The organism is Bacillus sp. N6 (genome assembly GCF_052805735.1).
This window is the reverse complement of record NZ_CM127843.1, coordinates 1,375,693-1,389,478: the sequence shown is the minus strand read 5'-3', so window position 1 is coordinate 1,389,478 and position 13,786 is coordinate 1,375,693. Positions and strand designations below refer to the sequence as shown.

Genomic DNA, 13,786 nt, shown 5'->3' with positions numbered 1-13,786 from the left:
TTATCTTTTATTATTTTAAAACCTTTCCCTCTAATTCTCGCAAAAAACTTTCTCTTTCTCTCTCGTTTTGCACATATACTGATTTCAACACTTCTTGGAGTAATATATTTCGTTCTCTCTTTTCTAACTGTAAATCTTTTAACTTCACCCTTACTTCATATAAAAAATCTAAATACGATTCATATGTCTCATCATATTTATTTGCAATCTCATCTCGAATTTTTTTTGCGAGCTTTGGGCTCGCTCCCCCAGTAGAAACTGCTATATTAAGCAAACCATGATGAATCGCTGCTGGAAAGTGAACATTACCACTTTCCGGATTTGTAATAACATTTACTAATTGATTCTCTGCGGCATCTTCAGCAACTTGTTCATTTAATATTGAATCACTACTCGCTGCAACAACTAAAAAAGCATTTTTAATATCACTTTTTTCATATTCTCTTTGATACCAACGAATTTTCTTTTCTTCCACAAGTTTTACTAAATTCGCATCTAATTCTGGACTGATCACAACTATATCCGCACCTTGTTTGAGTAAAGGAATAATTTTAAATCCTGCAACTTTTCCCCCACCAATAACAACAACGCGTTTCTCATTAACTCGCACTGTAAGTGGATACATACTGATCTCCTTTCAATAACTCCGTCGTTTTCTGAATTAACATATCTTGTAACGCTTCATTCTTCCCTAAATATGGACTGATTTTAATCTCTTCCAATGCATATTGGCGCACTTCTTTCTCAATATGTTTCATAAGTAAACCTGTAAATAACAAATAAGGTAGCACAACGATGTTCTCCACTTCCCGTTCTACAACTTCCTTCAATTTCCTCTCAAATTTCGGCTCCGCAGCCGCTAAATAACAAACCTCAACTTTTTTAATTTTCTCCTCAGCTTGAAATAAAGAGGCGATCCATTTTATATCTTGTAATACTTCAGGATCACTACTTCCTCTTGCAACGAGCAGAAGGGTCACTTCAGCCTTCCCTTCCTTTTCAATACCACTTCCGTTATATACTGATTTGATAAGTGTTTCTGATACACCAAACGGATTACCATAAGTCACTTTAACATTCGGATATTGATTCTTGAGCTTTACCAATTCAAATGGAATATCTTTCTTCACATGACCTGCCGCTAATAAAAAAACAGGGATGGCAATAATCTCCGTGGCCCCACGCTTCACACATGTACGAAAACCATCTTCAATAGAAGGATTCGCTAACTCTAAAAAACAAACTTCTTGAATATTCGCTTCTATACGACTCATACACGATGTAATAAATTGAATCGCCTCTTCTTTCGCTGTCTTCAAACGACTTCCATGACATATATATAAGACGGCTTTCATTTTACAACACTCCACTTACTTGATAAGCATTTTCCGTTTGCTTCTCAAACCAATGGATTTTTTCTCTAAAACGGACAACTTCTCCAATTACAATCATGCTCGGATTTTGAATTTGCTCTTTTTTCGCAACATCTACAATTGTTCCTAATGTCCCAACAACTGTACGTTGCATAGACGTCGTCCCCTGCTCAATAATAGCAGCTGGCGTACTTTTATCTTTTCCATGCTTCATAAGTTGCTCACATATGTAGGGCAAATTACTAACCCCCATATATATCGCTAAAGTCTCTACACCTTTCGCTAAACTTTCCCATTTCACTTCTTCTTCAGCACCTTCTTTCCTATGCCCAGTCACAATAGCAAAACTTGCACTTGCATCACGGTGCGTCACTGGAATACCAGCATAAGCAGGTGCAGCTATTCCAGATGAAATACCTGGGACGATTTCAAATGGTACACCTTGCTTTGCTAATGCTTCCGCTTCTTCTCCCCCTCTACCAAATACAAATGGATCGCCGCCCTTAAGCCTCGTTACTACTTTCCCTTTTTTCGCATACTTAATAAGAAATGTATTAATTGTTTCTTGCTTCATCGTGTGATAATTCGGGAGTTTCCCGCAATAAATTAAATCCGCGTCAGGCTTTGCGTGTGAAAGCAGCTCTTTATTCACAAGGCGATCGTATAAAATAACATCTGCCTTCTCAATACATTTCAACCCTTTAACAGTAATTAAATCTGGATCGCCAGGACCCGCTCCAACAATATAAACCTTCCCCATCATCTCTCCTCATTTCTACTATTAAAATGAAACTTCCATTCGTATATAAGAATGGAAGTTTTTATTTTTTCGTATTACTAATCTCTACTCATGAATAACAAATGCTGCACCTTTTCGAATCTTCTTTTTTTCAAACAAAGAAATCTCTTTTACCTCTGGCAACGGTAAAAAATGTTTTTCAAGCTCAATCTCCGCAAGCTTAAATGCCTGTTCTTCACTTTGAGCAACAACAACAATCGGAACAATATCACTCACTAATACAGCTTCAAATCGATATAAATCCATATTGTCCCCCCTAAGACGCTATGACTTCTTCTAACACGTTATTTAACGCTATTTGTAATGTGTCTACACCAACACGACCTACAAAATCATAAAATGTTTCGGCTGGTAATTTATTCTCTTTGAAATAACTTATAAATGATGCGAGTACATCAGGTAAATCCTCGCCATCTATTTTTCCTTTTAACTTTTGATTGTAGGCACCGCCATCTAACAACGTTCCACCTACATATATCTCAAATGCTTCAACAATTCCCTTTTCCTTCGTTTTCATTTTCACCCCTTGTAACCCAATGTCAGCAATTTGACGTTGACCACATGAATTCGGGCAGCCTACCATATGAATTCGAACTGGAACATCGAGTGCAATTTGTGTATCTAAGTATTCTGCAATTTTTCGTAATCTTTCTTTCGTTTCTACTAATGCAAGATTACAATATTCAATACCGGTACATGAAACCGCATGACCAATAAATGATTTTGGGCTTGCAGATATCGCTTCAAACAACGGTTCACTAAGTAATCCTTTTACATTTTCCGGAGGAACGTTCGGAATAATGAAATTTTGTGAATTACATGTACGAATTTGTCCATTTCCATATTGCTTTGCGATTCTTGCAATCTCAAACATTTCTTCTGCATGTAAACGACCTACCGGTACATTAAAACCTACATATTTTAATCCCTCTTGTTTTTGGTCTTGAACACCATAAAAATAGCCTGCATTCCATCCTTTGAGTGCACTTTCCCCTTTACTTTGTAAAGGCCCTGTATACTCTATTAGTTTCTCTTTAAATTTCTCTGCTCCCCAGTCCGCAACAAGAAATTTCAACCGAGCTAAATGACGTTTCTCACGATATCCAAAATCACGGAATATAGTAGCAATCGCAATTGCCACTGCCTTCACTTCTTCTGGTAAAACGAACACATCTAATTCATCAGCTAAATATGGACGGGCTGATAATCCTCCGCCTACTTTTATATGAAAACCAACTTTTTTCTCACCATCTATTTCTTTCGTAGCAGGTGTAAATGCAACACAGTTAATCTCTGCGTTTGCTGAGTTATAAATATTAGAACTAATAGACATTTTAAATTTACGTGGCAAATTAGAAAACTCTTCATTATGTTGGAAATAGTCATATACCTCTTTCACAATATGTGTCGTATCAAATAGTTCATTTGCATCAATTCCAGCAAGCGGATTACCTGTAATATTCCGCGTTATATCACCACAAGCCCCCGCTGAAGATAATCCAACTCTTGCTAATCTTTTAAAAATATCTGGTATTTGCTGAATTTCTAACCAGTGAAACTGAATCGCCTGTCTCGTAGTAATATCTATTACATCACGTCCATAATCCTCAGCGATAGAAGCAAGTACTTCTGCCTGTGCATTTGTAATAATCCCTGACGGAATATTTACCCGCATCATAAAATAACCAGCTTCTTTTGGACGTTGTAAATACAATCCCGCCCATTTAAAGGCATCCCACTCTTCTTTCGGAATAGATTCAAATCCATTTTCCGCATAGTAAGGAATATCATTAAAAATTTCTAAGCCATCTTTTTCTAATTTATTTTTCTCCGTTTGATTTAGTTTTTCATTGTTAGCCCATACTTTTTCATAACTCATTTTTAAATCCCCCTATATAAAGTGAAACTTTAATCAGTAGAGTTTTGTTCATCCCACGCTGATTATTAGCCTTAACCAATCGGGTATTTACGGGCAGCCCGACCCCCACCTAACTTCCTTGCCCCAATCGAACTTTGAGGTAGGAATTTTACTTCCCGGCAAATAGCGGGATAAAACTACGCTCTTGTAAGTACTTCACGATTTGTTCTGCACATTCTTCAATAGAATATTTGTGCGTTTCTACAATTAATTCTGCTTGCTCTGGCTCTTCATAAGGCGAATCAATACCTGTGAAATCCTTAATATCACCTTTTCTTGCCTTTTTATAAAGCCCTTTCGGATCACGTTTCTCACACTCTTCAATCGGACACTTCACAAAAATTTCAATAAATTCATCTGCCGCTAATAAATCTCTTACTTGTTTGCGGTCTACTCGAAATGGTGAAATAAATGCTGTAAGGACAACTGTTCCTTGATCTACAAATAACTTTGCCACTTCGCCAATACGTCTTATATTTTCCATGCGATCACTTTCAGAAAATCCTAAGTCTTTATTTAAACCGTGGCGAATGTTATCCCCATCCAGCACATAATTTCCAATATTCTTTTCAAACAGTTTACGAGCGACCGCATTCGCTACTGTAGATTTACCCGAAGCTGATAAACCAGTAAACCAAATTACAAAACTGTGATGTCCATTCTTCACTCTTCTCTCATCTTTTGAAACCGAAGCTGTATGCCAAGTAATATTCGTATCCATCTCGTTCTCTCCCTATTCTGTTACTACTTCTTTTTTTAAACCTTTAATTAGCACTTCTACTACTTCTTTACGACTAAATGTACTTGGCGGAATCTCACCGTTTCTTAATAATTCTCTTACTTTCGTACCTGATAAAATAACATGATCTTCTTTTCCGTGCGGACATGTTTTTGTTGAAGCCATCGCTTCACATTTCGTGCAGTAAAAACTATGTTCAAAGAATAGTGGTGTAATGCCTAACTCTTCTATCGTAAAATTCGTGAAGATTTCTTGCGCTTCGTATGTTCCGTAATAATCTCCTACTCCGGCATGATCACGTCCTACAATAAAGTGGGTACATCCAAAATTCTTTCTTACTAACGCGTGAAATATCGCTTCTCTTGGTCCTGCGTAACGCATTGCAGCAGGAAATACACTTAAAAAGACACGATTTTTCGGATAATAGTTTTGAAGGAGTACTTCATAGCTTTCCATTCTTACATCAGCAGGAATATCATCCGATTTCGTTTCTCCAACGAGTGGATTTAAAAAGAGACCATCTACAATTTCAAGAGCAGATTTTTGAATATACTCATGGGCACGATGTACCGGGTTTCTCGTTTGAAATCCGACTACTGTTTTCCACCCACGTTTTTTAAATTCTTCTCTCGTTTCAATTGGGTCTAAATGATAAGAAGGAAATTGATTATTTTCAAAGCGTTTTGTTAGAATAATAGTTCCTCCAACGTAAACGTTTGGTCGTTCATATAATTTTTTCACTCCTGGATGAGCCTCATCAGTTGTTTTATATACAAGTAACGCTTCTTTTTCTTTATCTGGTACGAAAATATCTTCTATTTTAATAGCACCATATATATTTCCATTGTTGACAAGCTTTACTTCCTCTCCGGTCTTCAGGCTTTCTGCGACTTCTTCTGTTACCGGTAATGTAATTGGTATACTCCACACACTACCATTTGCTAAACGAAGCGTTTCTACGACTGAATCATAATCTTCCTTCCCCAAAAAACCAGTAAGCGGGCTATATCCACCTGTCGCCAATAGTTCTAAATCACTTAAAGCAATGTTGTCTAATTTAATTTCTTTTTCAATTTGTGATATATCATATGTCTCATCTATACGGTTTACTAATTCGTTTACTGTGCTCATTTTCTATATCCCCTCTTAGCTTTATTTCAAGATTCATCTTATTGATAATGAAGACCACATTCGGTTTTCACTTTCCCAGCCCATCTACCATCTCTTGAATCGCCACCATCCCCTACAGGTAAAGTACATTTCTCACACCCAATACTTGGATAGCCAACATCATGCAACGGGTTATACGGCAAGCTATGTTTGTATACATATCGCCAAACTTCTTTCCACGTCCAATGAATAAGTGGACAAACTTTAATAGATTGAAAACGATGATCTTGATTTATAAACTTTGTATGCTTACGTGTTTCTGATTGTTCCCTTCTTAAGCCCGATATCCATGCTTTTTCCACGACTAATGATTTTTCTAAAGGTGAAATTTTTCTAATCTTACAACAAAGATTCGGATTGCTCTCCCACAGTTTTTCACCATGCAACTTCGCCTGTTCATCAAGTGTAAGTTCTGGCTGCTTTTCTATAATATTCAATGAAGGAAATCGTTCCCTCACTCTTTGAATTAATTCATATGTTTCTTGAAAATGAACATTTGTATCCAAAAATACAACTTTAGCAGATGGATTTACTTGGTTTATAAGGTGCAGCAATACCATACCTTCCACCCCAAAGCTACATGCGTAGACGATTTCATCTTTATACTCTTCATAAGCCCAATTTAATACTGATAACGCGCCTTTTGTTTCATCTTCTTCCGAAAACGAAACAACATTTTCTTCCCACGTTTCATACGTCAACATGTTTTTTCCCCCTGTAAAAGCAAAAAGACGGTTTTAACCTAATGAAAATAGGTTAAAACCGCCTCTAGTTTTTCTAGTCAGCGCTTTTCACTTTAAACGTACTTTTTCACTTTTCTCTAACTGAATTACTTTTCCATCTTGCACAACAATTGTAATTGAGCCATATTTCATATCAGCAAGCATCGCTTCAATCTTCTCGGATACTTCATCAAAATGTTCCCGTACACCCACGCGAACAGCCCCCCTTTTTATTCATAAAAAAAATCTTTCCCATTTCGAAAAGACTGTTCGGTAATATATTTTACCTTATCTTTCAAAATGGATTCCATTTTGCTGGATTTAGCACCTTGCTTTCTATAAGCAGGTTGCCGAGCTTCTTCGGGCCAGTTCCCTCCGCTTCTCTTGATAAGCTTTGTATTTGTATTTTATCACAATTCTGATTTTTTTCAATCCTAGTTTTCCGATATATTTTAATTATTTTATTTTACAAAAAAGGAATTGCCCATCCGAACAACTCCTTTTTCTATTTAAACAAGCTCTTTAATACGTATGCGATCGTTCCCAATAATATTTTCATATGTTTCGCGTTCCACAACTACTTGCGATGTTCCGCCTTTTGCAAAGACAACGGCTGGTCTTCGAATCCGATTGTAATTATTCGCCATCGAGTACCCGTAGGCTCCTGTACAGGAAACTGCTAGTAAATCAGCAGAAGCGACTTTCGGTAAATGAATATCCCAAATCAACATATCTCCGCTCTCACAACATTTCCCCGCAATCGAAACGAGTTCCTCATTCTCATCATTCCCTCGATTCGCTAACATTGCTTCATAACGCGCACTATATAAAGCAGGTCTTAAATTATCTGTCATTCCACCATCGACTGATACATATTTCCGAATACCAGGAATATCTTTCACAGATCCAACTGTATAAATTGTTGTCCCAGCATCACCTACAATGCTACGGCCTGGTTCAATCCATATTTCTGGCAATGGATATTCACATACAGTAAATTGTTCTCTCACTGCACTTGTTACAGCTCGCACATATGTCTCAAGAGTTAACGGTGTATCCGACTCTGTGTAGCGTATTCCAAATCCCCCGCCTACATTTAACACTTTTACTACATAGTTTGTTTGCTCTCTCACTTCTTCTAAAAATTGGCGAAGAACTTCAATCGCTCGAACAAAGCCAGCTGTTTCAAATATTTGCGATCCGATATGTGAATGAATCCCTAGCACATTATAATTGGATTTTTGTAAAGCAAATCCAATTGCCTGCATCGCTTGACCGTTTGAAACGCCAAATCCAAATTTCGAATCATCTTGGCCTGTTGTAATATATTCATGTGTGTGCGCCTCTACTCCAGGCGTTACACGAATTAATATGTTCACAAACTTTCCATGTTGCATCGCTAAATCGTGTAAAACTTCTAATTCAAAGAAATTATCTACGACAAAACAACCGATATTCGCCTGAAGAGCCATCACTATCTCTTCTTCTGTTTTATTATTTCCATGAAAATGAATACGTGATGCTGGAAATCCTGCTTGGAGCGCAGTATATAATTCTCCTCCAGAAACAACGTCTAATGACATATTCTCTTCACGAGCTACTCGGCACATCTCCATGCACAAGAACGCCTTGCTTGCATATGCTACTTGATAAGAGAAACCACTTTCTTTAAAAGCACGATGAAATGCTCGGCATTTTCCTCGAATAGACTCTTCATCGTATACATAAAGTGGTGTTCCGTATTGCTTTGCTAGCTGCGTCGTATCGCACCCTCCAATTTCTAAGTGTCCTTGCCCATTAATTCGGCTTGTGCCGTGTAAATACATTTAAATTCCTCCCTTATTTCCTCTAAAACTCATAACCCCAATCTTCTATTCATTGCAGCACGCTTTTAGATAGACAAAAAACGCGCGGAACAATGTTCACACGCGTTTCTTATTAGGAAAAATATATATTGAAAAAATAAACGAGTTGTTATCTCCTCAAAATAAGAAACCGCATCAACATCTCCAAATAGCTCTCCATAAAATAAATCTTATGACAGTACTACATTTATTCAATGTAGTCCCAATATATGAATAAGATGGTTATTCTTATATTTCGGCAATAGTCCCTTTCAGCCTATGATCACAGATTCCATGAAATCTCCCATAGCTTACTCTTTCCTATCGCGGCCTCTACCTTTGAGAGTAGATGAGGTAAGTCTATTTAATTTTCAAACATCTAATTGTTGCTATTAACAATACCAAAGGACCATTTTATTTGTCAAACAATTTTTTATATTGTTTTTTTACAGTTTAATTTTGTATCATTTGGTAAGCGCTTTACTGAAATCTTTTTCACTTCCCATTCGCCTTCTTCGTTATTAAATGTAATCGTTACCTTCTCAAATGGGGGAGCAATTTTCCCAGCAACACGTTCATACTTTGTCACTTCAATACTTGCTTGAAATAAATATGTACCGCTATACACTTTTTTTAAACTAATAATTTTAGGACATTGATACGGTTTCAAACTTCCATATTGTTTTTCAATTGCTTTATTTATTTTTGGAAATAAAACAGAATAAAGTGCATCTTCCATAAGAGGTGCATCATATTGAGCTATTGACACACTCGGTGAGGTAAAAAGTATAACACTACTACATGCTATAAAATATAATAATTTTCGCATTATAACCTCCGTATTATCACGCGATTCTTTCTGCGTACGATAATTATCATACATAGAAATTCTGTTTTATTGTCTCCCACCACTCTTTTTCTACTCGATTATTATAAAAAAGCCCACAACTCTCTTTTATTTTCGTATAATGATACTCATAGTATAATAATCATAATAACAAAGGACTGTTCGTATATATAAAATGAGTCGTTAAGCAAACTGACTCACAAGAACTGTCATGCTTTTTAGGAGAGGAGTATATTATGCTACAACATCTGTTTCCAAAACTGCGATTTGCACTCGTTGCAGTCGTTTTACTATGGATTAAAACATATATTGTGTACAAGCTAGCATTTGATATTAAAATTGATAATTTCTTTGAAGAATTCATGCTTTTTATTAATCCACTAGCTGCGTTACTTTTATTTTTCGGCTTAGCTTTACTTGCATCTAAGCACCGAAACCGAATTATAATTGGAATCAGTTTTATACTGTCATTTATTTTATTTGGAAACGCAATGTTTTATGGATTCTATAACGATTTCGTTACTTTCCCGGTTTTATTCCAAACAAACAATATGGCTGATTTAGGGACAAGTATAAAAGAACTCTTTACGTACAAAACATTACTTTTATTTGCAGATGCAATTATTTTAATGTTTATTTCGCGTAAATTCCCATCATTTGGCGACAAAACACCACTTTCCCGCTCAGAGAAGCGAACTTTCTTTAGCGGTGTAACAGCTTTATTAGCACTACAAATTGTTGTATCAGTTATTTATAAACCACAAATGTTCTCGCGCTCATTTGACCGTCAAACTGTCGTAAAGAATTTAGGTTTATACACATATCATCTATTTGATATTACACTTCAATCCAAGTCTTCAGCTGAGCGTGTATTTGCAAGTGGGGATGGATTTTCTGAAATCAAAAACTATACAGACTCAAAAGACAAACAAGTTGATAAAAACTTATTTGGAGCTGCAAAAGGTAAAAATGTAATTTTAATTTCAATGGAATCTACACAAAGCTTTGTTATTAATAAAAAAATAAATGGAAAAGAAATTACCCCATTTTTAAATGAATTTATTAAGGATAGTTTCTATTTCGATAACTTCTATCATCAAACTGGACAAGGCAAAACTTCTGATGCTGAATTTATCGTTGAAAACTCACTTTATCCGCTAGATCGTGGTTCTGTATTCTTTACTCATGCAACAAACGAATACACAGCGACACCAGAACAATTAAAGAAATACGGATATTCTTCTGCCGTCTTCCATTCAAATGATAAAACGTTTTGGAATCGGGATGTAATGTATCCTGCGCTTGGATATGATCGTTACTTTAATTTAAATGATTACGCAGGAACGGAACAAATGTCTGTCGGTTGGGGATTAAAAGATAAACAGTTCTTTGAACAATCTATTCCAAAGTTAAAATCTTTACCGCAACCGTTCTATACAAAATTTATTACATTAACAAATCATTTTCCGTTTCTTCTAAATCCGGAAGACCAATATGTTGATGAATTCAACTCAGAAAGTGGTGTTGTAAACCGCTACTTCCCAACTGTTCGTTACACAGATGAAGCTCTTAAATTATTTATTAAACAATTAAAAGAAGAAGGACTGTATGATAATTCCGTTATTGTCATTTATGGTGATCATTATGGTATTTCCGAAAACCATAATGCAGCTATGGCACAGTTCCTAGGAAAAGATACTATTACACCATTCGATTCTATGCAATTACAACGAGTTCCTCTTATTATTCATGTGCCTGGTCAAGAAGGAAAAGTTGTTTCTAAAGTATCTGGTCAAATTGATATTAAACCAACGCTCCTTCATTTACTTGGTATTAAAACAAATAAATCCGTTGAATTTGGAACTGACTTATTTATTAAAGAAAAAGACCCGCTTATGGTAATGCGTGATGGTAGCTTTGTTTCTGAAGAGTATGTTTATACAAAAAATATGTGCTACAAAAGAAGTACGGGTGAAGAAGCTGATATGACGCTATGTCAGCCGTATATTGAAAAAGCAAAAACAGAATTAAAACTCTCCGATAAATTAATTTATGGAGATTTATTACGTTTCGATCCTAATAATCAATATAAAACTGGAACGATGACAACGAAATTTGAATAGTAAAGGAAGCAACTTTATACAAGTTGCTTCCTCTTTTTATTTTCACTTAATTTTTAAATCATCCTTCTATGAAATCTTTCACAAATTGGTAATTTCTTTCGTATGAGGAATAAATTTATGGTATGATAAAATAAGTAAACTTTCATACACTAATTAAGAATTTATTACAGAAAGCAAGGGATCAGATTTTGTATAGAGCAGCTATTCCAAACTTATTTACGCTCGGAAATTTATATAGCGGATTTTTATCAATCGGCTATGCATCTTTAGGATATTATAAATCAGCTGCTATTTTAGTACTTATCGGGATGATGTTAGATAGTCTTGATGGTCGTGTTGCTCGTTTATTACGTGTTGATTCACAAATGGGAAAAGAGCTCGACTCGCTTGCAGATGTCGTAACATTTGGTGCAGCACCTGCTGTTTTAATGTATTACACATCTTTCTCAAACTACGGAATCATCGGATTATACATAGCGGGATTATTCCCTCTTTTCGGAGCATATCGTTTAGCACGATTTAATGTAACACCATCTTCTACTTCAATGAAATATTTCACTGGAGTACCGATTACAGCAGCGGGAGGGCTTGTTGCTTTCTTAACATTATTTTCACATACCATTCCAAAAATCGTTCTTATTACCGTATTTGTAACGTTCGCATTTTTAATGGTGAGCCGCATTCGTATCCCAAGTTTAAAAGATGTACCAATTCCACGATATAGCATCATTATTACACTATTTTTAGTTGGAATCATTATTACAATGTATCAAACAGGATTTGGCAATTTTTCTGTTTTCTTATTCATTGCCATTCCACTATATATTTTGTACATGTTATCTCAATTCATTAGACAAAGACCGTCTAAAAAAGCGAATAAAGAAAAATAAGAAAACCTTCCGAGTCCGGAAGGTTTCTTTTTATTTTGTGACTAATACCTTTTGATTTACAGGTGTTACTGGCTCTTCGCCGTTTAATACAGCTAAAATATTTCTGACAGCCATTTCAGCCATCGCATCACGAGTTTCAAACGTTGCATTCCCTACGTGTGGAGCAAGTACTACATTCTTTAACTCTTTTAGCTCTTCTGTAATTTTCGGTTCAAATTCAAACACATCAAGAGCTGCCCCTTCAATTTCATTCGTTTTTAATGCATAAGCAAGTGCTGCTTCATTCATAATTGGTCCACGTGAAGCATTTACAATATACGCTGTTTTCTTCATCATTTTAAACTGCTCTTCATCAATCATATGATGTAATTTCGGATTATAAGCACAGTTAATTGTAATAAAATCTGCTGTTTGTAATAATTTTTCCAACGTCACATACGTTGCTCCCAGTTCACTTTCAGCTTCAAACTTACGATTTGGCCCTGTATATAAAACATCCATTCCAAATGCTTTCGCACGTTTTGCAACAGCCTTCCCGATTTCTCCAAGACCAATAATTCCGATTGTCTTACCGTGGACTTCTCGTCCTAAGAAAAATAACGGTGCCCATCCGTTAAATCCAGTCGTACGACATAACGTATCCCCTTCAGGAATTCTACGCGCCGCTGCTAAAAGAAGTGCAAATGTTAATTCTGCAGTCGCTTCCGTTGATACTTTCGGTGTATTCGTAACTGCAATTCCTTTTTCACCCGCATACGTGTAATCAATATTGTCGTAACCAGCACCATAGTTTGCAACAATCTTTAAATGAGACGCTGCATCAATAACTTCTTTTGGCACCTTTGTCGAAAGTAAACTTAACAATGCATCTTTATCTTTTACACGCTCTGTTAATTCATCTATAGAAATTAATTCCTCTTTATCGTACATTTCTACATCATGATCTTTTAATAGTTCTAATCCAATTTCCGGAATTTTTCCCGCTACTAATATTTTTGCCACTACTAACACCTCTTCTATAGAAAATAAGATATCTCTTATATTTCATTGTAAGAAATCCACATATAAAAACCAAGGAATTTGATTATAGTTTTGAAAATCGACACTTTTCCATGAAAAAAGAGGAGATGCAACTCTCCCCTCTTCTTACGCTTTTTCCTGCGATTCTTTTCCGAGCTTCACATCAATAGTTCCTTCTGCAACCGTATCGCTAATTTGCTCCTCAATAACCGATTGAGATGCAGCATTCGTTTCAGAAGTATAAGCTTGTTGCTGTGCAACTTGTACATTTTGTTTATTTTGTTGTTTCGCCATTTCTTACCCTCCTTTTCATTCTTTCTTATTTTGAACAAAAAGGGTGG

Annotated in this window: 15 protein-coding genes and 2 riboswitches; of the genes, 2 read left to right on the top strand and 13 right to left on the bottom strand. The window is 35.9% G+C overall.

What is annotated here, in order from left to right; genetic code table 11:
- Positions 1-10 precede the first annotated feature (10 nt).
- From ACUXVC_RS07245 to ACUXVC_RS07195, 11 genes are all read right to left on the bottom strand, one after another.
- Complete coding sequence (locus ACUXVC_RS07245; protein ID WP_053564909.1) at positions 11-625, bottom strand: NAD(P)-binding protein; 615 nt, start codon at positions 623-625, stop codon at positions 11-13.
- Positions 600-1,355: a sirohydrochlorin chelatase gene (locus ACUXVC_RS07240; RefSeq protein ID WP_000648881.1), complete on the bottom strand. Its 756-nt coding sequence runs from the start codon at positions 1,353-1,355 to the stop codon at positions 600-602. The genes ACUXVC_RS07245 and ACUXVC_RS07240 overlap by 26 nt, the downstream gene beginning before the upstream one ends.
- Position 1,356: 1 nt before the next feature.
- Positions 1,357-2,133, bottom strand: a complete 777-nt coding sequence (cobA, locus tag ACUXVC_RS07235) for a uroporphyrinogen-III C-methyltransferase (protein WP_000521256.1) — start codon at positions 2,131-2,133, stop codon at positions 1,357-1,359.
- Positions 2,134-2,217: 84 nt separating this feature from the next.
- Positions 2,218-2,418: a DUF3906 family protein gene (locus ACUXVC_RS07230; protein WP_000366918.1), complete on the bottom strand. Its 201-nt coding sequence runs from the start codon at positions 2,416-2,418 to the stop codon at positions 2,218-2,220.
- 10 nt (positions 2,419-2,428) lie between these two features.
- A complete protein-coding gene (locus tag ACUXVC_RS07225) occupies positions 2,429-4,051 on the bottom strand; it encodes a nitrite/sulfite reductase (protein WP_000119611.1) in 1,623 nt (540 codons plus the stop codon).
- Between the two features lie 148 nt (positions 4,052-4,199).
- Positions 4,200-4,811, bottom strand: a complete 612-nt coding sequence (gene cysC / locus ACUXVC_RS07220; protein WP_029441817.1) for an adenylyl-sulfate kinase — start codon at positions 4,809-4,811, stop codon at positions 4,200-4,202.
- 12 nt (positions 4,812-4,823) lie between these two features.
- Positions 4,824-5,960 (bottom strand): sulfate adenylyltransferase, encoded by a 1,137-nt coding sequence (gene sat, locus ACUXVC_RS07215; RefSeq protein WP_064531921.1) that lies wholly within the window; start codon positions 5,958-5,960, stop codon positions 4,824-4,826.
- 38 nt (positions 5,961-5,998) lie between these two features.
- Complete coding sequence (locus ACUXVC_RS07210) at positions 5,999-6,703, bottom strand: phosphoadenylyl-sulfate reductase (RefSeq protein ID WP_098852291.1); 705 nt, start codon at positions 6,701-6,703, stop codon at positions 5,999-6,001.
- A gap of 87 nt (positions 6,704-6,790) precedes the next feature.
- Entirely contained in the window at positions 6,791-6,934 is a 144-nt protein-coding gene (locus ACUXVC_RS07205; RefSeq protein WP_000538896.1) for a YezD family protein, read from the bottom strand.
- Between the two features lie 72 nt (positions 6,935-7,006).
- Positions 7,007-7,115, bottom strand: a riboswitch (SAM riboswitch).
- 115 nt (positions 7,116-7,230) lie between these two features.
- The gene (gene lysA, locus ACUXVC_RS07200) at positions 7,231-8,547 is read right to left on the bottom strand and encodes a diaminopimelate decarboxylase (RefSeq protein WP_000280643.1); all 1,317 of its coding nucleotides are present in this window, start codon (positions 8,545-8,547) and stop codon (positions 7,231-7,233) included.
- A gap of 180 nt (positions 8,548-8,727) precedes the next feature.
- A riboswitch (Lysine riboswitch) is annotated at positions 8,728-8,909 on the bottom strand.
- An 89-nt stretch (positions 8,910-8,998) separates the two neighbouring features.
- A complete protein-coding gene (locus tag ACUXVC_RS07195) occupies positions 8,999-9,394 on the bottom strand; it encodes a DUF3888 domain-containing protein (protein WP_064531938.1) in 396 nt (131 codons plus the stop codon).
- A gap of 254 nt (positions 9,395-9,648) precedes the next feature.
- Here ACUXVC_RS07195 and ACUXVC_RS07190 point away from each other — a divergent pair, with 254 nt between their 5' ends.
- Together ACUXVC_RS07190 and pssA are read left to right on the top strand one after the other, a co-directional pair.
- Complete coding sequence (locus ACUXVC_RS07190; protein ID WP_000939084.1) at positions 9,649-11,535, top strand: LTA synthase family protein; 1,887 nt, start codon at positions 9,649-9,651, stop codon at positions 11,533-11,535.
- A gap of 188 nt (positions 11,536-11,723) precedes the next feature.
- Positions 11,724-12,425 (top strand): CDP-diacylglycerol--serine O-phosphatidyltransferase, encoded by a 702-nt coding sequence (pssA, locus tag ACUXVC_RS07185; protein WP_000285417.1) that lies wholly within the window; start codon positions 11,724-11,726, stop codon positions 12,423-12,425.
- A 30-nt stretch (positions 12,426-12,455) separates the two neighbouring features.
- Here pssA and ACUXVC_RS07180 read toward each other — a convergent pair whose 3' ends face one another.
- On the bottom strand, positions 12,456-13,427 hold the full coding sequence (locus ACUXVC_RS07180) for an NAD(P)-dependent oxidoreductase (RefSeq protein WP_053564912.1): 972 nt from the start codon (positions 13,425-13,427) through the stop codon (positions 12,456-12,458).
- A 144-nt stretch (positions 13,428-13,571) separates the two neighbouring features.
- Entirely contained in the window at positions 13,572-13,739 is a 168-nt protein-coding gene (locus ACUXVC_RS07175; protein ID WP_001118893.1) for a DUF4025 domain-containing protein, read from the bottom strand.
- Positions 13,740-13,786 lie beyond the last annotated feature (47 nt).